General features: G+C 60.7%; 24 protein-coding genes. 7 read left to right on the top strand and 17 right to left on the bottom strand.

The genetic code is table 11. From position 1 onward, the window contains the following. Positions 1 to 15 precede the first annotated feature (15 nt). Complete coding sequence (locus tag AC07WT_RS34720; protein WP_492591783.1) at positions 16 to 930, top strand: LysR family transcriptional regulator; 915 nt, start codon at positions 16 to 18, stop codon at positions 928 to 930. 21 nt (positions 931 to 951) lie between these two features. Here the strand turns inward: AC07WT_RS34720 and mdcH are convergent, their stop codons facing one another. From mdcH to AC07WT_RS34655, 13 genes are all read right to left on the bottom strand, one after another. Next, the gene (gene mdcH / locus AC07WT_RS34715; protein WP_494950445.1) at positions 952 to 1881 is read right to left on the bottom strand and encodes a malonate decarboxylase subunit epsilon; all 930 of its coding nucleotides are present in this window, start codon (positions 1879 to 1881) and stop codon (positions 952 to 954) included. Positions 1882 to 2003: 122 nt separating this feature from the next. Next, positions 2004 to 2771 carry a malonate transporter subunit MadM gene (madM, locus tag AC07WT_RS34710; RefSeq protein WP_172177234.1) on the bottom strand — a complete coding sequence of 256 codons (768 nt, stop codon included), beginning with the start codon at positions 2769 to 2771 and terminating at the stop codon, positions 2004 to 2006. A 14-nt stretch (positions 2772 to 2785) separates the two neighbouring features. Further along, positions 2786 to 3181, bottom strand: a complete 396-nt coding sequence (gene madL, locus AC07WT_RS34705) for a malonate transporter subunit MadL (RefSeq protein WP_492591786.1) — start codon at positions 3179 to 3181, stop codon at positions 2786 to 2788. Positions 3182 to 3271: 90 nt separating this feature from the next. Beyond that, positions 3272 to 4087 (bottom strand): biotin-independent malonate decarboxylase subunit gamma, encoded by an 816-nt coding sequence (gene mdcE, locus AC07WT_RS34700; RefSeq protein ID WP_494950444.1) that lies wholly within the window; start codon positions 4085 to 4087, stop codon positions 3272 to 3274. Then, positions 4084 to 4935, bottom strand: coding sequence for a biotin-independent malonate decarboxylase subunit beta (locus AC07WT_RS34695; protein ID WP_494950443.1), 852 nt, complete (start codon positions 4933 to 4935; stop codon positions 4084 to 4086). The genes mdcE and AC07WT_RS34695 overlap by 4 nt, the downstream gene beginning before the upstream one ends. A gap of 5 nt (positions 4936 to 4940) precedes the next feature. Then, entirely contained in the window at positions 4941 to 5249 is a 309-nt protein-coding gene (locus AC07WT_RS34690; protein ID WP_429260136.1) for a malonate decarboxylase subunit delta, read from the bottom strand. Between the two features lie 8 nt (positions 5250 to 5257). Next, positions 5258 to 6160 carry a triphosphoribosyl-dephospho-CoA synthase gene (locus tag AC07WT_RS34685; RefSeq protein ID WP_494950442.1) on the bottom strand — a complete coding sequence of 301 codons (903 nt, stop codon included), beginning with the start codon at positions 6158 to 6160 and terminating at the stop codon, positions 5258 to 5260. Beyond that, the gene (gene mdcA, locus AC07WT_RS34680) at positions 6160 to 7815 is read right to left on the bottom strand and encodes a malonate decarboxylase subunit alpha (RefSeq protein ID WP_494950441.1); all 1656 of its coding nucleotides are present in this window, start codon (positions 7813 to 7815) and stop codon (positions 6160 to 6162) included. The genes AC07WT_RS34685 and mdcA overlap by 1 nt, the downstream gene beginning before the upstream one ends. Positions 7816 to 8115: 300 nt before the next feature. After that, on the bottom strand, positions 8116 to 8511 hold the full coding sequence (locus tag AC07WT_RS34675; RefSeq protein ID WP_494950440.1) for a hypothetical protein: 396 nt from the start codon (positions 8509 to 8511) through the stop codon (positions 8116 to 8118). A 9-nt stretch (positions 8512 to 8520) separates the two neighbouring features. Then, entirely contained in the window at positions 8521 to 9639 is a 1119-nt protein-coding gene (locus AC07WT_RS34670) for an FAD-dependent monooxygenase (protein ID WP_494950439.1), read from the bottom strand. A 196-nt stretch (positions 9640 to 9835) separates the two neighbouring features. Next, positions 9836 to 10441: an isochorismatase family protein gene (locus tag AC07WT_RS34665; RefSeq protein WP_492591807.1), complete on the bottom strand. Its 606-nt coding sequence runs from the start codon at positions 10439 to 10441 to the stop codon at positions 9836 to 9838. Between the two features lie 52 nt (positions 10442 to 10493). Then, complete coding sequence (locus tag AC07WT_RS34660) at positions 10494 to 11321, bottom strand: pirin family protein (RefSeq protein ID WP_494950438.1); 828 nt, start codon at positions 11319 to 11321, stop codon at positions 10494 to 10496. 10 nt (positions 11322 to 11331) lie between these two features. After that, entirely contained in the window at positions 11332 to 12402 is a 1071-nt protein-coding gene (locus AC07WT_RS34655; RefSeq protein ID WP_494950437.1) for an alkene reductase, read from the bottom strand. A gap of 113 nt (positions 12403 to 12515) precedes the next feature. On the opposite strand from AC07WT_RS34655, the gene AC07WT_RS34650 reads away from it, so the two are divergent. Continuing rightward, complete coding sequence (locus AC07WT_RS34650) at positions 12516 to 13394, top strand: LysR family transcriptional regulator (RefSeq protein ID WP_494950436.1); 879 nt, start codon at positions 12516 to 12518, stop codon at positions 13392 to 13394. Here AC07WT_RS34650 and AC07WT_RS34645 read toward each other — a convergent pair. Both AC07WT_RS34645 and AC07WT_RS34640 read right to left on the bottom strand, forming a co-directional pair. Beyond that, complete coding sequence (locus AC07WT_RS34645; RefSeq protein ID WP_494950435.1) at positions 13360 to 14286, bottom strand: sugar phosphate isomerase/epimerase family protein; 927 nt, start codon at positions 14284 to 14286, stop codon at positions 13360 to 13362. The two genes, AC07WT_RS34650 and AC07WT_RS34645, sit on opposite strands and share 35 nt — an antisense overlap. Before the next feature lie 140 nt (positions 14287 to 14426). Further along, positions 14427 to 14678 carry a hypothetical protein gene (locus tag AC07WT_RS34640; RefSeq protein WP_492591811.1) on the bottom strand — a complete coding sequence of 84 codons (252 nt, stop codon included), beginning with the start codon at positions 14676 to 14678 and terminating at the stop codon, positions 14427 to 14429. A 307-nt stretch (positions 14679 to 14985) separates the two neighbouring features. Here AC07WT_RS34640 and AC07WT_RS34635 point away from each other — a divergent pair, with 307 nt between their 5' ends. Beyond that, positions 14986 to 15702 carry an SDR family NAD(P)-dependent oxidoreductase gene (locus tag AC07WT_RS34635; RefSeq protein WP_494950434.1) on the top strand — a complete coding sequence of 239 codons (717 nt, stop codon included), beginning with the start codon at positions 14986 to 14988 and terminating at the stop codon, positions 15700 to 15702. Between the two features lie 174 nt (positions 15703 to 15876). Here the strand turns inward: AC07WT_RS34635 and AC07WT_RS34630 are convergent, their stop codons facing one another. Beyond that, on the bottom strand, positions 15877 to 16347 hold the full coding sequence (locus AC07WT_RS34630; RefSeq protein ID WP_494950433.1) for an SRPBCC family protein: 471 nt from the start codon (positions 16345 to 16347) through the stop codon (positions 15877 to 15879). A 603-nt stretch (positions 16348 to 16950) separates the two neighbouring features. Here AC07WT_RS34630 and AC07WT_RS34625 point away from each other — a divergent pair. The 4 genes from AC07WT_RS34625 to AC07WT_RS34610 all read left to right on the top strand — a co-directional run bounded on the left by AC07WT_RS34625 (position 16951) and on the right by AC07WT_RS34610 (position 19870). After that, complete coding sequence (locus tag AC07WT_RS34625) at positions 16951 to 17190, top strand: hypothetical protein (RefSeq protein WP_494950432.1); 240 nt, start codon at positions 16951 to 16953, stop codon at positions 17188 to 17190. Positions 17191 to 17227: 37 nt separating this feature from the next. Then, on the top strand, positions 17228 to 17614 hold the full coding sequence (locus AC07WT_RS34620; RefSeq protein WP_492591815.1) for a nuclear transport factor 2 family protein: 387 nt from the start codon (positions 17228 to 17230) through the stop codon (positions 17612 to 17614). Positions 17615 to 17630: 16 nt separating this feature from the next. Beyond that, complete coding sequence (locus tag AC07WT_RS34615) at positions 17631 to 18398, top strand: SDR family NAD(P)-dependent oxidoreductase (RefSeq protein WP_494950431.1); 768 nt, start codon at positions 17631 to 17633, stop codon at positions 18396 to 18398. 491 nt (positions 18399 to 18889) lie between these two features. After that, positions 18890 to 19870: a LysR family transcriptional regulator gene (locus AC07WT_RS34610; protein ID WP_494950430.1), complete on the top strand. Its 981-nt coding sequence runs from the start codon at positions 18890 to 18892 to the stop codon at positions 19868 to 19870. A gap of 121 nt (positions 19871 to 19991) precedes the next feature. Here the strand turns inward: AC07WT_RS34610 and AC07WT_RS34605 are convergent, their stop codons facing one another. Continuing rightward, entirely contained in the window at positions 19992 to 20306 is a 315-nt protein-coding gene (locus tag AC07WT_RS34605; RefSeq protein ID WP_494950429.1) for an NIPSNAP family protein, read from the bottom strand. Positions 20307 to 20311: the final 5 nt, after the last annotated feature.

The following is a 20311-nucleotide window of genomic DNA, read 5'->3' as shown; positions in this document are numbered from 1 at the left end:
ATTTAACAGTTCAAGATGCGCGACCGAATCGACGACGAAATCACCTTTCGCAAGCTGGAAGTGCTGCTCGCATTCATGGACACCGGCAATCTGTCGAAGGCAGCGGAGGCTCTGAATGTGAGCACGGTCAGCGTGCACCGGGCGCTGCATTCGCTCGAACAAGGCGTGCGGTGTGCGCTGTTCCGGCACGAGGGCCGCAACCTGAAGTCGACGGAAGCCGCGCAGATGCTTGCCGATGTAGCACAGGAGGTGATTACGCTGATGTCCGATGGCATTCGCGCGACGCGTGAGGCCGCGGGTTACTCGTCGCATCGTCTGAAGATTGGCTCCCTGTACTCGCTGACCATCAAGACCGTGCCCGGCATCGTCATCGATATCAAGGTGCGGCGGCCGACGCTTCAGGTCGAGCTCGTGCTGGGGCCGAATGCCGAACTGTTGGAGAAGTTGAAGCTGGGCGTCATCGATGCCGCCCTGATGGCGGTGCCCGACGCCGAGCCTGAAGTTGAATCCATTCCGCTGTTCGAAGACGACATCTTTTTCGCAGCGCCCGCCGGATCGCCCTACGCTAATCAGCAAGCCGTCGATTTGAGGGACTGTCGCGACGAGACATTCGTTTCGCTAGGCGAGGGCTTCGCGACGTATCATGGCTTTCTGGAGGCCTTTCGCGTCGCGGACTTCACGCCGAACGTCACCATGAGAGTCGGCGATATATTTTCGTTGATGAACCTTGTGAGCGGCGGGGTCGGTTATACGCTTTTGCCAGGGCGTGTACGCGGTGTATTCGGCGACAAGGTGCAATTCATTCCGCTGCAGCCGCGATACCTGATGCGCCAAACCATTGGCGTGAGCTTTCTGCGTGCACGCGAACGGGATCCGAACCTGCTCGCGCTCATGGCCGTCTGCCGCCTTCGCACGAGAAGCGTCGACTGACCGCCACTCCTCAGGCTGCCATTACTGGCGCGCCTGTTCCCGCTCAATGAGCGTGCCAAGGTCCGGAAGTGAGGTCGCGCTGCATACCGCGATCCCCTCCGTGAAAATCGCGCTGCTCAGCCGCGTCAGCACGCTGGACGGCGGCATCTCGATCGCGAGGCGCGCGCCTCGTTCCCACGCGAGCCTCACTGTATCGTCCCAGCGAACCTGCCGCGCCATGTTGCCGGCAAGATCGGCCGCGATACGCGGGCCGTCGAAAAGCGGGCGTGCAATGCTGCTGCTCAGATACACAAGGCGAGGCGCGCGCACGGAGACCTGGCCGAAGGCATCGGCGAGCGCAGTCGCGGACGCGTCGAGCAAGGCGCAATGCGAAGGGACCGCCACGTCGAGACGCTCATAGCGTTGCGCTCCGTGCTCACCCGCAAGTGTTGCAAGGCGTTGCATGGCGGCATCGCTGCCCGCGACCACCATCTGCGTCTGGGCGTTGATGTTTGCCAGAAAGACCGGCATGGCCGGGCTGTTCACTTCCGCGATCAATCGTTCGAGCGCACGCTGCGTCATGCCGACGATCGCGGTCATGCCGTAGCCGTGCGGGAAGGCTCGTTCCATCAACTGGCCGCGCAATGCGACGAGCCTGACGGCGTCGGCGTAGCGCAGAGCGCCTGCGATCACGGCGGCTGGATAGGCGCCGATCGAAAGGCCCGTGACCATGTCGGGTTTGTGGCCGAAGGCGCTGATGACGCGCGCCTGGGCGACGCCCGCGATCAGCAGGCAAAGTTGGACCGCGACGGTGGAGCGCAGCGAGTTCGTGTCGTCAAGCGACAGGGCGTCGTAGCCCAGCGCGTCGCTGGCTTCTTCGAGTGCGTGAGCAACCTCGGCGTGATCCGGCAGCGCGTGCAGCATGCCGCTGCGCTGCGCGCCCTGGCCAGGGAACGTGAATAGCACGCTCACGATGCACCGGCGGCCCACGGGTCCGCTACCAGCAGGAGATCGTGCGGCTGGAGCACGCCGTCGATGGTTTCAGGGATAGACAAGCGATTCTCCTTCACGCAGCACATGCAGGGCTTAGCGTTTTAGGTGCCCATCAACGCTTTCGTCGCGAAGAACAGGACTGACGGTCCGAGCAGGCAGCCGACGCCCGTGTGAAACGTTGCGATTAGCGCGCCGTAGGGGACGAGGCGCCGGTCGGTCGCGGCGAGCCCCGCGCTCACGCCGCTGACGGTACCCGCCAGTCCGCCAAAAATCATCGCCGAGCGCGGCGTCTTCAATCCCATGAAGCCGGCTGCGAGCGGCGTGCCGATCATGACGATGATCGCCTTGATCAGCCCTGCGGCGATGCTGAGCGCCATCACGTCGGAGCTTGCGCCAATCGCTGCGCCGGTCACCGGCCCCACGATGTAGGTGACCGCGCCCGCGCCGATGGTGGTCATACTGACCGCGTCGGTGTAACCGAACGCATGCGCGATGCTCGCGCCGACGATAAACGGCAACACGGTTCCGAGCAGCAGCGACACTACGCCGATGAGCCCGGCCTTGCGCGCCTCGGTGGCCTGCACCTCGAACGCTGTCGCGACGATGGCGAAGTCCCGCAGCATCGCTCCACCCATCAGGCCAACGCCGGTGAAGAGCGGCAGGTCGGCGAGACCTTTTTGTCCGCCGGTGAAGGCGCCGCCCAACCAGGCCAGCGCGAGGCCGATCACGATAGCGATGGCCGAGCCGTGCACGCGCCCGAACGTCAGCTTGCGCGAAATCAGTGACGACACCCACATGATGAGGCCGACCAGCGCAAACGAGGTAAGAAGGCCGTTCTGGATCAATACTTTATCGAGCATATGGAACATGACGCACTCCTGCTTCAGATTTCTTCAAGTTGCGGAGCGTTCACGAACGACGTGCTGTCGTGACCGGTACGGGAAAGAACGGCGATGCAGCATGCGCAGAGGGCTGCGGCTCCCAATGCCGAAAGGAGCGCGACTGGACCGCCCTTGAGCGCGGCAACGACGTTCTGGTTGGCGGCCATGGCGACCACCACGGGGATATACATCGCACCCCAGAAGCCCACGCCCGCTTCAGTTTCCTGCGGCAGCAGCCCCTTCTTGTGCAGATAGAGACGCAGGAAAATCAGCAGCAGCATGGCGATGCCGACCCCGCCGACATTCGTCTTCACGCCGATCGCGACCCCGAGCAGGTCGCCGAGAAAGAGTCCCGCCAGATGGCAGAACGCGAGCAGTGCAGTTCCATAGATGATCATGTTGCGTCTCCTGTAGTAGCTTTATCGGCTCGAAGTCGGCCGGATTTGTTTGCGCCGCGGGGGCGCATCAACACTGGTATCACTGCATGTTCAGCGCCATTGTTCGCGCAGCCTCCGACGCACCTTCACCGAGGCCGCGCGGTGTACGCTGCCGAGCCGACCGCCCAGGCCGCGCGACGGGTCGGCGCGGATGTCGTCGAGTGCGGCTTGCAGCGTCTGTTCTACGATGGATTGATCGGCGCCCGTCGGTGCATCGGCGTTGCTCACGCTGAGTAGCTTCCACAGCAATCCGAGCGAGGCGTAGCTGTCGATGTCATAGGCCATCGGCGGCACGCGGGCCGTGAATGCTTCGAGATCGGCAACCGAGCGCAGCGTGACCCGCGCGGCGGATTCCTTGCCCATCGCGTGAACCATGACCTGTGAATCCGCAAGCGCTACCAGGCGGTTTGCCTGATAGCCATGCGCGAGAAATGCACCCGACATCGCACGCCCCACAATCAGACCGATCACCGGATGGCCGGCGAGGCGCGCGCTCGCGTAGGCATCGGCAGCGCCGGCCAGAGCCTGATGGATGCCAAAGGCTTCCTCTCGTCGGCCATACGCCTGGCTCGCGACGTCAATGACCGCGACAATGGCGCGCTTTTCGTCCTGTTTCGCATCGGCGTCGACCACTTCGCGCACCGCCCGAGCGACCTCCCATGCCTCGATGAGACCGATCTCGCCGCTGCGCGCACGCGGAAAGAGATTGTCGGGGTCCGGCACCACGGCAATAAAGCGCGCCGGATGGTCGCCCAGCCGTGCGTCGGCGACACGCACCGAAGGCCGGTAGCCCGGCTGCAACGGCGTGCTGTAAGTAAGCGCATCCAGCCAGACGGCGCCGCGCTTCGAAAACTCGCCTGTGTTCATGACTGGAACCCCTTGCCGTAGATGGCGACCGCATTTTCCGGGCTGCTCTGTTCGCTCGGATCGATTTCGGAAAGCCGCTGCAGAAAGCCCGCGACACGTTCGCTGCGGCACGCTTCGGGACGCCCCGCGCGGAAGCGTTCGATCACAGCGGTCCGGATCGCATCGGCGGCGTCGTCGACGTACACATCGATCAGACCCGTGCGATACCGTTGTTCGCCACCCGTGAAGCTCCAGATCATCGGACGGTCGCGTGAGTCGAATTCCGCGATCCCCGCTTCCTGCTCGATGACGGCCGGTCCGTTAAGACCGAGGCGCGCTTCGCGGGTCGCGATCAGATAGCTGCACAGGCCGGCTGCGATCGACATGCCGCCATAGCAGCCGATCGGGCCCGCCGTGATCCCTATTACGGGCTGGTAGCGCCGCAAATCGACGATGGCCGCGTGGATCTCCGCGATCGCCGCGAGCCCGAGGTTCGCCTCCTGCAACCGGACGCCGCCGGTTTCGAAGAGAATGACGGCGCGCGTCGGGATGCCGTTGCGGTTATCCTCGGCAGCGAGTTCGAGGCTGCCGGCGATCTTCGCCGCCGACACTTCGCCCATGCTGCCGCCCTGGAAGCCGCCATCGATGCCGAGCACGACGGCGGGCAGTCCGTCGATGGTTCCCCTGGCGACTACGGTGCCGTCGTCGGCCTGGGTCACGATGCCCTGACGCGCAAGCCATGGCGAGCTCACGCGCTCGAATGGATCAAGCAATTCGCTAAAGGTACCTTCGTCGAGCAGCTTCTTCGCGCGGCTGCGCGCATTGAGTTCAATGAAGCTTTCACGCGCGAGCAGTTCCTGTGCATCCATGTTCTTCACGCTCCACCGGTTTGAGTCAGTGCTTCGAACACCTGCCCGACGCGCATGCGCACAACGCCTGGCGTCGCGCCGAAATCGTTGATTTCGAGCTTTGCGGCAGGCAACGAGCCGTCACTGAAGATGCGCTCGAGTACGGCTTCCCAGACGCGGCTCATGCCATCCACCGAAGTGGTGATGTTCACGACAGTGCGGTTCCCGTCGTTCGTTTCGAGCAGTACTTCGAGGTCCCCGGACGCGACGACGCCTGCAAGTGCGCGGCCTCGGGCGGGGGCGCCCGCCGGGAAATCAAGGACGATGGTTTCCATTTGCTTTCCTATGCCTTCGTCGTGTGAGGGGCTTCGTTTTGAAGCCTGTCGAGAAAGAGTGCGGCGGCGAGCAGATCGGCCGCACCGCCGGGTGACACATGAAGTTCGATGAGCCGCCGGTCCAGTGCCTTCAGGTGACGGCGGCCCGCAAGCATGGCGGCTCCGCCGTGCTCCAGTACGCGTCGTGCTCCGCCTTGCGTCTCGGCGAGGGCGCTGCGTCCGCCTCGTGCGAGCACACAGGTGTCGTCGAGACTCGCCATAACGGCGAGCAACGCGTTCAGCCGGGCTGCCGTTTCACTGTCGCCTCGAAGGCGCGAACTCGCGAGTTCCGGCAAGGCAACCTCAACCACGTGCGGAAAGCCTGCCTGCGCCTGACCACGTGCGCCGCCGACGTCATAGTCGAGACACGCCTGCTCGCCCTTGTGACCGGTCAGCGTGGGCGCGTGGCGGTCGGGCAGACGCGCGATCGATCCGGCGCGCGAGGTAACGCCATGCGGCGTGAGATCCGTCGGCTCGCGCGCTGCAGCGGTCACGAGCAGCCCGAGTGCCCAGATCGCGCCGCGATGGGTGTTGACGCCACCCGTCGCGTGCAGCATCCGGATTTCGCCGATGCGTCCGATCGCACCGATGCGCTCGCGAAGCGCCAGCATCGCGCGGGTTTCGATGGCCGCCTGGGCCAGTTCCACAAAGGTCGGCTCCAACGCATGGGCCGACGCGCACATCAGGTTCCAGTCGAGGTCGTCGTGCGCGCCGCGGCTGCGAATATCGACGAGACCAGGCTTCGGCGCGAGCGTGACTTCCTCGATGAGTGCCGCTACCACGTGCCCACCCAGGCGTTCGGCGAGACGATCCCGCTCGGCGGTTTGCAACTGCGGGACCGTTGTGGGAGCCGTTGCAAGACTGTCGTGCATCACCAGCTCCTGAAGCGTGCGGGTGGGGCGTACAGCCCATTGGACCAGTCGACGAGATCCGCCATGCTCTTTGCGGCCAGCAGCGAGCGATTGGCTTCGTTGCGGTGAATGCCGAGATCCTCGGGCAGCGCGACAAAACCATCGCGACGCAGCGCTGTGAGCCTGTCTGCGCTGCTCGTCAGGCCAACCGGCGTGACACCGGCGACGGCGGCGATCATCTCCTTGCGGTGTTCAATGGAGCGGGCCTTGTAGAGGTAGGCGATGCCTTCTTCCGTCAGCACATGGGTGACGTCGTCGCCATAGATCATGACCGGCGCGAGTGGCATGCCGGCTTCGCGGCCCACTTCGACCGCGTCGATTGATTCGACGATGGTCGGCTGCCCGCCCGCCTGGAACGTCTCGACCATCTGGACGACCAGCTTGCGGCCACGTTCGAGCGGGCTGTCGGTTTGCAGCAGATCGAGCCAGGCGGGGGACGCGTGGCGGCGGCCGTGCGGGTCGTGTCCCATGTTCGGTGCGCCGCCGAAGCCGGTCAGCCGACCGTGCGTCACCGTCGATGAGTTGCCGAGACCATCCATCTGCAGGGTTGAGCCGATGAACATGTCGACTGCGTATTGCCCCGCGAGCTGGCACAGCGCGCGATTGGAGCGCATCGACCCGTCCCGGCCCGTGAAGAAGATGTCCGGGCGTTCCGCGACATAAGCTTCCATGCCCAGTTCGCCGCCAAAGCAGTGCACGCTCTCGACCCAGCCGGTTTCGATTGCCGGAATCAAGGTCGGGTGTGGGTTCAAGGTCCAGTGTTTGCAGATCTTGCCCTTGAGGCCGAGCTTTTCGCCGTAGGTCGGAAGGATCAGTTCGATTGCCGCTGTGTTGAAACCGATGCCGTGATTGAGTGACTGCACCTGATGCCGCTCGTAGATGCCGCGAATCGCCATCATTGCCATCAGCACGTGGATAGGCGTGATGAGACGCGGATCGCGCGTGAAAAGCGGCTCGATGAAAAACGGCTTGTCGGATTGGACGACGTAGTCGATCCACGAACCGGGGATATCCACACGCGGCAGGTCCTTCGGGTCGTCGACGATTTCATTGACCTGCGCGATCACGATACCGTCACGAAACGCGGCGGCTTCGACGAGCGCGGGCGTATCTTCGGTGCTCGGGCCGGTGTAGAGATTGCCTTGCCGGTCGGCCTTGTAGCCGGCCACGAGTACGACGTTGGGCGTCAGATCAACGTAGAGCCGCGCGTACAGTTCGATGTAAGTATGGATCGAGCCGATTTCGAGAATGCCGTCCTGAAGGAACTGCGAGATGCGCAGGCTTTGCGTACCGGCGTAGGCGAAGTCGAGCTTTCTGGCAATGCCGCGCTCGAAAAGATCCAGATGTTCGGCGCGGCTCACGCTCGGGATGATCAGGTGCAGGCCGTTGACGATGCCCGGATCGACCCTGGCGAGCGCGCGCGATAGAAAATCGGCCTGTTTCTGGTTGTTGCCCTCGACGACAACCCGGTCGCCCGGCGCGATCAGGTTTTGAAGGACGTCGACAATGCGCTCGGTGGGCAATACCACGCCATCCGCGATCGATGCGACGCGCGCGAGGCGGCGATGTTTTTCCGCACGCCGCGTGGCCCAATGGGACGGACTTTGACTGGACATGTGTGCTCTCGCTCTGGACATGAGATGAGTCTATGGAGCGAGGGGTATCGGTTCAATCACGTTCGGGGCGAGTCCGTTATCCCAAGGGTAATGATCTTTTGATCTGATAGCTAAGACCGTGACTGGACCGTTCAAGAGGGTAGGACCTCGTCACCCAGGGGTTTTCCCTGTTGCACCGCAGGATGTGCCGGTCAGTGCAGGGCGATCTCGGCGGCATCTATAACAGCGGTTATTGGGGCTTGGGGCGGCCGGTATCGAGGCGCCCCTCATGGAGTTCGGCGCCGTCGGCAAGGGTACGCGTCAAGGCGCGAGCGCATTCACCATCGCCGCGCACAGCGTCATCGTGCTGGCCGCCGAATCGAAGTCGAGCCCGCCGGCCGGCGCAACGGTTAGCACGTCGCATGCGCCGAGAGCCAACGGATACGTCGCATCGTCCGTGATGAGGACGAGGGACGTTCCCGTTCGGACGGCCTTGTTCGCAACACGCTGCAAGAAGGAACTGTCGGCCTGGAGATCGACCAGGAGCCACGCCTCGTCGCGCGCAGTGTCCCTATGTCCGAATAGCGGTGTAGGCCACATGGACGTGTTTAGCTCCGCCGGCTTGCCGGTCTCAAGCAAGGCGAGAAGGCAGTAGCATGCCGCCGCATACCCTCGTGGCGTACACGCGATGCGCACGCTGCGGAAACGGAATTTCACGAAACCTGATCAGGTGGCTAGTGCATAACGAAGATAGTCGGCGCTGATCCGCCTCGAGTGGGTGACCAGCGCGCGGATGTAGGGCAATCGCGCCGCCTCGTAGCGGGCCAGAGTGGCAGAAACGGTTTCATTTGCGCGCCGGTCTGCCAGCATTTGCGCCAACACCGCCGCATCCTCCACCCCGGTCGCGAAGCCTCGTCCCGTCATCGGTGAAACGACATGGGCAGCGTCACCCATGATCGCCAACGCGCCACGCGCTAAGCGCTCCGGTTTGTATTCCGCGATTGGGGCGCCACTCAGTGCGTCTGCCGAGCGCACCCCGACGGCCACCGCCTCCGCCCATGTATCCGGCCAAAGCTGTGGAATGAGCGCAAGCAATTCTGCACGGACATCTGCGCCAATCTTGCCGCGTCCGAGTGTTCCCACTACGTGACCGTCCGCCGTCAGACGGTTAGTGTGACGAAGTAACCCCTCCCGGTGCACATCGAACCAGGCGAATGTGACCTGGCGCCGTCCGATTTCCACCGACCCATCGCGACCGGGAAGCACCGCGGCGACCAGGCGATATCCGTCAACAAACTCTATCCATAACCCACCGTTTGACGGCCAGGGGACAGGACGCTCCAGCGTTTGTTCGTCAATCAGCCCGCGCCACACGAGATAGCCCGCATAGCTGGCAAACGGAGCGTCTGGCGCAATCGTCCGGCGAACAATGCTTTGATATCCGTCTGCGCCGATCACCGCATCGGCAAACCTCTCCGTTCCGTCCGAAAAGGAGAGTTGTGCCCGATCGCCAAGGTCCTTGACCGATGTGACGGTCTTGCCTTCATCGAGGATGATGCCGGGTGTCCCGGCAGCCCGCTCATGCAACCAGCCGTACAGCGCTGGCCAGGTTGTCAAATCACGATAAGCGGGTACTACGGGCAGTATCGGATGCGCGCGCGGATCGTGACCGACAGTCGCTGCAAGTGCCGCGAGATCGATGCTCAGGCTGTCGCCACCTTGCACACGCCGGGCAGAGCGCTCAACAACACGAACAGGCACATCTCGTGTTGCACAAGCCAGCGCCAGCGTGAGCCCGGCCAGAGAACCGCCGACGATAACGATCTGTGGGTGTGTGGTACTCATCGAGTGCGAGCGTTCATGCAATTTTGTGACCCGTGAAGTTCATGACCCGGAACGCGCGAGCCGGATGGGGGGCCAACCAGCGGGAGTTTTCCAGCCTCAGAGTCGCGCGCGCCCGATCCCTACACGGTCGGCCAACATGAATTGATCTGTTGACCGAAGCGCCATGCGCTTCAGTCAACAGGATGGGGTTTCGGGTTTAAGCGATGCCGGCGCCGAGGGCCGGGAAGACATCGGTGAACAGCAAGGTGATCAGCTGTTGTCCGGCCGGGGTGGACCAGTCCTGCGCGATTTCCGCCATGAGCGTGTTGGTGGCAGTGAGCACCACGCCCGCATCGTGCATCCGTTGACGCGAAAACTCTTCGGAAAGATCGCTAGGCGATCCCGAAGCATCCATCACTGCCTGGACGGCAAAGCCTTCGAGCGCAGCGTCGATGGCCGGGAAGATGAGGCAGACGTCAGTGGTCACGCCCGCCATGATCAGGTTCTTGCGCCCCGTGGCGAGCACCGCATTGCGGAAGTCGGGATAGGCCCAGGCGTTGACGACGCCGGGGCGCTTGATTCGCGCCGCGTGCGCTTCGGGCAGGATCTCGGCAATTTCCGGAAGAATCGGGCCTTGGGCGCGATCTTCCTGACTGGACGTGATCACGACCGGCAGATTCAGGATCTTCGCCATCTTGGCCAGCGCAATCGACTGACTTGCGGCAAGTTTCTGGTCAATATTCTTGATCAGCTGCATCGTGCCAACCTGATGGTCAATCAGCAGCAAGGCGGTGTTGTCGGCAGTGAATCGTTCAACCTTCATAATGTCGCTCCTAAGGTGATGGGGCGCACGCCCCGGGGTGTGTGGCGGCCTGTTACAGCGTTCCCATTTCGCCACGGTGGTACGCGGCGGTTGCCGCGATCAGGCTTTCCTGGCTCGCAAAAGCCATCGGTCCGTTTGAAAACACGGGTTGGCGCAACGGTTCGCCGATGAACACGGCGACCTTGGCACCGCCGGCTTTGGCAGCGAGCTTGTGCATCACCGCATCGGTCGCGGTCGGCAGGATCGGGACACGCAGGTCGTCGAGACCGAAGCCTTCGCCATCGAGCTCAGCGCTGCCGAAGATCGGCATGAAGAAGGCGCGCTTGCCTGCGGCCACCGACAGCACCAGTTCAGCGCCTTCCTCCAGCGTGATGTCGAGCAGGGTGACCTCGGTCGGCGGTGTCAGCGAGGAGCGCACGCCGTCAAAGCTACCCAGGGGGACGCGGACCCGGACACCGGGGCGCTGCACCACCGGCACGTCCTGCGGGGCCAGGCTCAGCGCGAACGGCGCCGCATTCTGCTTTTCCCGGGGGAGATTGACGAAGATTTGCAGAAGGTGGGTGGTACTTCCCTGCACCGCGGGATTCTCTTCATGGACCACACCCCTTCCTCCAGCGGTCCAATGCAGGCCGCCCGGCTCGATCAGCGTGCTGTTGCCCTGCGAATCGCGGTTGGCAATGCCCGTCTCCGAGTCGAGGAACAGGTAGGTCACCGCGGAGAAGCCGGCGTGCGGATGCGGCGGGAATGTGGGCGCGCTCATCCAGGCATGGTCGACTCCCATAAAAGGATCGAGCTGCGAGGGATCGGAACCATGCAGGCTGTATGCGCGGAATTGGCTTCCGCGGTTGGCGCGCTGCATGCGGACGGTGGTTGTTGACATGGCTTACTCCTTAAACGTTACCGGACGCACTGAGCGCGGGGTAATCGATATAGCCCTGTGCGCCGGGCGAGTAGAACGTGTTCTTGTCGGGGGCGTTGAGCGGCGCACCCACGCGAAACCGCTCAGGCAGGTCCGGATTGGCGAGGAATGCGCCGCCGAACACCGTGGCGTCGGCGCGACCCTCGGCCAGCACGTTTTCAGCAGCGGCCTGGTCGAGTCCTCCTCCGACCAGATAGGCACCATCGAAACGCGGGCGCAACATGGCGTGGTAATCGACGCTCGTACCGAACAGGGCGACGTGCAGGTACGCGAGATTGAGGCCGCGCAGGTGCTCGACGAGATAGGTGTAGGTTTCCTGCGGTGCAGCGTCGGAAATGTCGTTGAAGTTCATTTCCGGCGAGATCTTGATGCCGACGCGCTCACCACCGGCCTCTGCCACCATCGCCTCCAGCACTTCGAGAACGAAGCGGGCACGGTTCGCAACGGAGCCGCCGTATTCATCCTCACGCTGGTTGCTGCCGGACGAGAGGAACTGTTCAGGCAGATAGCCCGAAGCAGCATGCAACTCGACGCCATCGAAGCCTGCTTCGAGAGCGCGACGCGTCGCCATACGGTACTCGTCGACGACACCGGCGATCTCATCCAGACGCAGCGCTCGCGGCGTCACGAATTCTTCCATGCCGTTGCCGGTCCAGGTCTGTCCCGCCGGCTTGATGGCCGAGGGTGCCACCGGCAACGCGCCATCGGGCTGCAGCGACGGGTGCGAGATGCGCCCGCTGTGCATCAGCTGCATGAAGATACGTCCGCCGCGGGCATGCACGGCTTCGGTGATCTGCTTCCATGCTGCCACCTGGGCATCGCTGTGGATGCCGGGCGTACGCACGTAGCCCTTACCGGCCGCAGACGGAAACACGCCTTCAGTAATGATCAGACCGGCGCTGCTGCGCTGGGCGTAGTAGGTGACGACGACATCGTCGGGAACGCCTGCGTCGTCAGCGCGCGAGCGGGTCATCGGAGCCATGACCATACGGTTTGGAAGGGACAGGCTGCCAATGCGGACAGGGGAGAAAAGCTGACTCATGTTGTGCTCCTCGGCGGTGATGTGCTTATCAGATGGGGGTCATCATCCGGCAAACCGTATTCGGGATAAAGGTGGCAAAATGGAAATCATTGGGCCATTTATGGAGCAGTGAGATGGAGTTTCTGAACGACATGGCGTTGTTCGTCGAGGTGGTCAAGGCGAAAAGCTTCCGCCGCGCGGCCGAGGCGATTGGGGTGCCGAACTCGACGCTGTCGCGCCGGATCAGTGCGCTGGAAAAGGCAATCGGATTGCGCCTTCTGCATCGCACTACGCGCAAGATCGAGCTGACCGAAGCCGGTCAGCTCTATTTCGAGCGATCGAGGCGCATCGTGGAAGAGGCGCGCCTTGCGCACGAGCAACTCGGCGAGATGCTGGCCCAGCCGGTTGGCGTTTTACATGCGTCGTTGCCGGTGGACTTTGCGAATATCTTTCTCGCACCTTTGCTTGCGGAATTCGCCCGACGCTATCCCGGCATCAGCTTCGAGTTTGACCTGACGCCGCGCCGCGTCGATCTGGTCACCGAGCACGTCGATGTCGCGATCCGCATGGGCGAGCCGCCGGACTCGAGTCTGATCGCACGACAGCTTGCCCGTTTGCCGCGGTATCTCTATGCATCGCCGCGTTATATCGAACTCTATGGCGAGCCCGGCGAGCCGGCTGACCTCTTGCGACACGAGTGCATGCGTCTCAGCCCGGCGGAAGTCAATGGATGGACCCTTCACAAGGAAAAGGAAATGGTCGAGATCGATGTAGGCGGCCGGTTCCTGCTGAACAGCGTCGGCATGATCCGGCGACTGGCGACGCTCGATCTCGGCATCGCTGTGCTGGCGGAAGAAATCGTGGCCGATGACGTTGCCGCGGGGCTATTGCGTCGGGTGTTGCCAGACTGGCAGGCCCCGCCCGTTCCTGTCTACGCGATCACCGAGACGCGGTTGTTGCCAGCGAAGACACAGCGCTTCATTGAATTTTTGCGAGAGCATCTCGGGGAGTAGTACCCATCTGGCTGGGCGCGCCTCGAGCAATCCCCAACTGCTCGAGTGTCGTCGCCAAAGACTGACCGCACGCGCGGCCAATATCTTTCGCAGACATTGAGTCGAAGGTGCGCGAAAAAATCTCGGGCCCGACTCGGGTCAGACCATTGATATCTTTTAACACGCCGAGGATGTCGCGGACTGGCAGATCGCCATCCCCAGGAAGCCTTCTATCCTCGAGGCAATCCTGGAAGAGTGAACGGTGCGCAGGTACGCGCTCGACACCATCGCACAATTGCACGTAGGAGATTTTGTCTCCAGGAATCGTTCGAAGGGTCTCGAGCGACGACCCGCTTCTGCAGAAGTGCCACACATCGAATGCAATCCCGCTATTAGGCTTATCTGCGTCCCGCACGATTCTCCAGGCGACGTCGAGGTCTGGGATACTCCAATCGAGGGGAATGAACTCGAGGTCGCAGCGAATACCATCGTCGGCTGCCCGATCGCATAGCTTTGCGAAGTCTTCGGTGAGCTGCTCAACCGAGGTTACTTCGGGAGGAGCTATCGATATGGCAGTAATCGACTCGAGCCGCAAAGCGCGCGCTATGCTGAGAAAATCCTCGACTGCGAATGCAAAGTACCCGATAGAAAAGACAGCGGGGTCAATGTTTTGTGGGCGCCATCTTTCCGACCATCGAGCCAGCGGGTCCAACTGAGTCAGTCTAATTCCAGAATCGGACGCCATAGCTAGTAGGTCGGCACTTGACATGCCTGCTGCCAACGTCTGGGTGTATTGGAGAGGAGTCACCGTGAGCGTGTCAAACCCGGCTTCAACGGTCGCTTCTATTTGCTGGGCAAATGAGAGTCGCCGCACGTTGGCGGTCCACATGGTCGTTTCCGGATAGGGGTTCATACTATCTCCTGGTTAGTTGTGCCGGGGCTTAAGAGTCTATGAACGGCTTGTTTCGGGTTATACGAGCCGAACCGTGGATTCGTTGAGCTCATAGCCAGAACCTTCGAGCGAATTCACTCCGAAGTATCCGAAAATAGTTCTCACAGGCGAAGCGCCTGTGTGCTTTCTCCAACGACAGGAGCCAACTGATTGACGACCTCTTTGTTGACCAGCCACCGAGCAGCCAAATGATAGAAGGCGAGCTCTGCACTGTGAAACGGACGGTTGGTGGCATCTGCAAACGCAACAACTTGAATTCTTCCGTCTTGGTCACCGGCTTCGCCGCTGGCAATCTCTGTTGCGGTGATAGTGAACAGAATCGTCGGCTCGACCGCTGTGACTAGAGCGCACATCAATTCTGGCGACCAAAAGGCAGACGGGCAAAAGAACTCAGCGCGTGCGCTGAAGATATCTTCGATTAATTTCCTAGCGAGTTATACCCGCAATTTTGGAAAACAATGTTCCATTGATGGCGCAATGGGACGGGGTCTACCGGGGAGCTGAGGGGTAGACTTTGGAGTGGGCGCAGCCACGGCTTGCCGACGAGATAACACAGCGTCGAGGGGGGGCGGCATATGCCATCCAGTGCTCGCAGTGCACCGCGTCGCTGGGGTGCGGCGTCAACTTCGCATACGAAAACATTGTTAGGAAAACAGGCAAATGACTGAGATTCTGAACACGCGTCCTGTCGCGGTGGTAGCGGGCGCCGGACCCGGTAATGGTCTGGCGCTCGCACAACGCTTCGCCGCCGCTGGCTACGCCGTGGCTCTCTTGGGCCGCGACTCCGGCAAGGTCGAAGCGCTCGCGACGCAGGTTCCATCTTCTCGTGCATACGCTTGCGATGTAGGCGATGCGGCATCAGTGGCAGCCGCGTTTTCGAGCATTCGCTCCGATCTCGGAGAGGTTGACGCGCTTCTGTTTAACGCGGGTTCAGGCGTGTTTGCCGATATCGAGGCTATTACGGCAGAGCAGTTCGAAGCTGCCTGGCGGGTGAACGCTTTGGGCGCATTCCTCTGTTCGAAAGAGGTCATTCCTTCGATGGTCCAGCGCGGACGGGGCAGTATCGTTTTCATCGGTGCGACGGCGTCGCGACGAGGCGGCATCCAGACAGCGGCATTCGCCCCAGCCAAAGCCGCGCAGCGAAGCCTGGCCGAATCGATGGCGCGGAAGCTCTGGCCAAAGGGTATCCATGTCGCTCTCGTCATCGTTGATGGTGTCGTTGACCTTCCGGATTCGCGCAAGCAGATGCCCGACAGACCCGTAGATGCTTTCGTTTCACCCGCAGCGCTGGCTGAGGCGGTGCATGGCCTCACCACTCAGGATCGTCGCGGTTGGAGCTTCGAGATTGAGGTGCGCCCCTTTTTGGAGCCTTGGTAGTCCGGAAGCTGCTTCCCGTCCCTCCAAGGTCCGCCGCCGTTGCGCGAATGGCAGCTTTGCCAACTGCCATTTTCAACGGCCCGGCGGTTCAAAGAGGGCAGCACCTGTAGCTCTTGCCTCCATCGCGACACATGCGAGAACATGAGTTCCGCCTTGCCCGCCGCCTCCGCAAACTCACGAGGCCTTTGCTACCGCTTCTTCGCGAATCCTGCGTAACGTCGTATTCACGGCATCCAGATAAGCCACTTCCATACCATCGGCAAACTCGACTTCTTCTGCGCTGCCGCCTTTGACGCCATCAAGCACTAGATCGAACGTAAAACGCAGGTACAGCTTTCCGGTCGCATCCTCTTCAAGGATGTTCTTGATTTGTCCTTTCGCTTTCCCAGAGAGACGGATGAATTCGACGCGCTCTTCAGGGAAGAACAGAATCATTTCACGCATCGTCTCTCCATGCAGCACGATCTCGCGGATCAAGCGATCCGGATGCTGTTCAACGATTGAACAACGAGTGATCGCTGCGACAAAAGGGACGGCATTTTCCGCCTTGCGAACCAGTCCTTCCCATACCTGCTGACGGTTGAGATTTACGGGTCCCGAGCCATCGTTGGGATTGACTTCAAGTTTACGGCTGACACTAATCACGTTTGTCTCCTATTGCATAGTTTGTTTGGCGGTCCGCGTGCCCGATATGGTGCGGATCTGAATTCTAGGAGTTGCCGCGCGCGTTCGCCATTAGTCGTGTTTGTTCCTGCGCATCACTTTTCTGAATAGGTGGATCCGGCCTACACGAAAGCCTGTCAGCGTTCGTAGTGCGTTGTGCCAGGCTTCGCCCGAAGCTGGCCGAATGCTCTATGTCAATGGATGTATGGCGCCGCTGATGTAGACGTCGGAACAATCGCCGCTGCTGGAAGCTCCGCAGCGCAGCCGGATCTGTTTCCGGCTACGGCAACAATGTCACGGATCCGGGCGATCCATATACGAGGAGACGAAGCGAGCCCATTTATCCAGATAATTCTGTATGCATTATGTAATAAATCAGAAATATAAATCCTGTGAATAAATTTCATTTATAGAAAGGCATAACGCTGGCTGCATCGACAGGCGAAGGTGGTCGACACACAATGAACTTCGAGATGGTCGATGCCAATGCCAGCGGATGAGCGCTGATGAGAAGGGTGTCGAGCCCCCGATTCGGGTCACTTGCGCAAGCAACGTCCGCGGGCGCAGAGGCGATGGAGGCAGGAAATGAAGAAGTCACCGAGAACAGGAGAACATTCCACGCTTGCAGAATGGCTGATGATCGGTGGCGTGTTTCTGTCCTATCCCTTAGGGGCGTCTCTGCCCCACGATTTCCAGAATCACCTAAATCACTTCCTCAAGAATCTGGCGATTCTCGGCGGCCTTCTTTATCTTGCCACCTTCGGGCCGGCCCCGCTCAGTTCCAGCGAGCCGTCGACGTGCTCCAGGTTTGCTGTTTCAGATTAACCGAGTTCACCCAATTCTTAATAACACGGAGACAAAGATGCGTAATCTTGAACAGATGTTTACGGCGGTCGACAAGAAGGACGTTGAGGGATTCGTCGCCCACCTTTCTGAAAACGTAATCTTTCAGTTCGGCAATGCCCCTGAATTGAGCGGTCGCAAGGCGGTCGCTGGTGGCGTGACGGACTTCTTTAACGTTATAGCGGGGCTGCGGCACGTCCCGACAGGTGGTTGGGACGTCGGCGACTTTTCTATTCGGCGCTTCATGACCTATTACCTACGACTCGACGGGATCGAAGTATCCGTCCCCTGTGCAGTGGTCTTACACCACGATACGACTGACCTGGTCGACGATTACCGCATTTACATTGATCTGGCGCCCGTTTTTGCTAACGCGGTAGCGGCTCCCGCCACGGCTGCGGCATAACGGCGAGGAGCTGACCATGGATCATTTGCTGGACGGAAAGGTTGTTATCGTGACGGGCGCCGCGCGAGGAATTGGACGAGCGGCGGCCTTGGCAGTCGCGAAGGCGGGAGCATCGGTGGCCCTGACCGACAGGGATGAAGGTGCGGTGCTCGAAGTTGCGGCCGAAGTCGTGAGTTTTGGGGGGCGCGCGATCGGCATTCCGGGGGATGTGGCGCGCGAGGAGGACGTCGCACGAGTCGTAGAAACCACTGTTGAGCGGTATGGACGCCTTGACGGCGCGTTTAACAATGCGGGTGTAGAGCAACGCAATACGCCGTTGCATGAGCTTTCGGAAGAACAGTGGGATTTCGTAATCAATATCAACCTGAAGGGCGTGTTTTTCTGCATGAAACACCAGATCGCAGCCATGTTGCAGAGTGGGGGCGGATCGATCGTTAACGCTTCGTCGTCTTTGGGGCGTGTCGGTATTCCCAACGCATCCGAGTATTGCGCTTCAAAGGGGGGCGTGCTTGGTCTGACCAAAGGCGCCGCGCTCGATTACGGCGTCAACAATATCAGGGTGAACGCAGTCCTGCCCGGCGTGATTCGAACGCCAATGATTGAGTCACTTATCGCGCAGCCGCAGTTCTCAGCATTGCTACCGGCATTGGAAGCAAGGCATCCAATTGGGCGGCTCGGCATGCCATCTGAAGTGGCAGATGCGGTGGTCTGGCTGCTCTCCGACAGCTCCTCGTTTGTTCACGGTGCGGAAATCGCCGTAGATGGCGGTTATCTGGCCATCTAGAAAAGTGTCGTCGTGTCGCATGCCGGCTTGATGCAATGTATCGAACGATGCTTTGCGTCAAGCTTCGCCAGCGCCTGGCTTCCCTGGGGCCAGGGTGTAAGTAGAAATATAAAACCCACAACGCCCAGGCGAACAAGCGAGCGGGAGACTGTCGAATCCCCTCTGCTCCGCTCGAGACGCGGTGATGCGTCACGGCGCACCTATTGAAACGGAATGAGTCGGTCGCTTGAACCGTGAGCGGCGCTCGGTTCTACGCGGTTAATCGACGTGGCTGACCGTGGCATGCAGGACCGGGCTCAGCCTGCCTCCATGAAAAATCGAAGTGCACGCCGATTATCGAGTATTCGATAGCGTTAACTCCAAGTGCCAGCTGGCATCATTACAAGTATAAATACTGGTTATGCAGGAATTGGCTGTGCGCGTTGTCGTTTCCTCGTTCGAGGGCCACGGTGCGCACTCCAGGAAGCCGTGAAGCCGGTCGAGGAGACAGCATGAAAGACTTGAACCTGCTATATGTTTTCGAAGCACTGTGGCGGGATAGATCAGTTACCGTGGCCGCCGAGAATTTGGGTCTGACTCAAGCCGCGGTGAGCAGTGCGCTGAAGAGGTTGCGCAACGCATATGGCGACAAGTTATTCATGCTGGTCGGGCGACGAATGGAGCCGACTCCACTCGCCGCCAGCATCGCGACGGCACTCATTGAGTCGTTGCATCTTGTACGCGGCACGACTGGCACGCCGCCGCCGTTTTCTCCCGCGCTAGCACGACGGACCTTTACGATCCGCACGCGTGATATCGGCGAGGTTGCTTTCTTGCCGACGCTTCATCGGGAATTGCAGAGATTGGCGCCGCATACCTCTTTGCAGACTGTATTCGAGCCTATTGAAGAAACGGTGGCGGGGCTTTCCAGCGGCCGGATCGATGTCGCTCTTGGGTACCTTCCTGCACTTGAGCAGGATATTCATCGCAAGGTACTGTTCACTCAACGCTACGTATGCGTGATGCGAAAGGGCCACCCGCTGGACGGTCGAAGCATCGATAAAAAGACCTTCCTCGAACACGACCACCTGCTGGTCGAAAATAGTGGAAGCGGCCATCGGATACTCGAGCGTGCGTTGATTGACGCCGGCGCGCGCGAGAAGATCAAAATCAGGGTGCCGCAATATCTTGCCGCTCCGCACTGTCTGCTGGGCTCAGACTTGATCTGGACGGTACCGGAAATGCTGGCGATGACACTCAGTCGATACTACCCGCTAACGTTCAAGCCTGAACCGCTGCACATTGAACCGTTCGAAATCGCTCTATATTGGCATGATCGATATCACAAAGAGCCCAGCAACATGTGGTTCCGCTGCCTCATCAATGAACTCTTTTTAAACGCAACGAGCGAAGCGATCCTCGACGGACTGTTAGTCCACAATGAAGGGGCGAAATTGGAAGGGGAGCATTCCGCCTGTTCATTACCTGTGTAGTGCACGCATTGGGTTACTACGTAAGCACCAGCGAGTACTATGAGGAATCCCCTCGGTGAGAGATAGCCGCCCCTGCGAGGGGCGGCGCTTGCTCACGCTGTTTCGAAAGAATCTTCATGCTTTACTTTATCGGCGAGAAAGCCGTGGGTGTCAAAATCTCGTTGCGTTGACTAACAAGTAGTGGTCCAATTTTCGCCAGCAATGCTCTCCATTCCGGCATGGAGGCGAGACGAGCACGCCTCTGCTGGCGATCCTCGAAGGATTCAAATTTCCAGAGCTGAATGATCCGATTGAGCTCGCCTACCTCCGAAATAAAATACCCGACAAGTTCGCCAAATGCCGCAGTTTGAATGTCCAGACCTTCTGCCTCGTAGGTTTTGAGGAATTCGGGCAAAGAGCCGGGTCTGAGGTGATAAGTTCGTTGTTCGATGATCATCGTGA

It is taken from the genome of Paraburkholderia sp. GW821-FHT02A12, from assembly GCF_059422005.1.
Note: the sequence above shows the minus strand (reverse complement) of the source record. Positions and strands in the feature narration are given on the sequence as shown.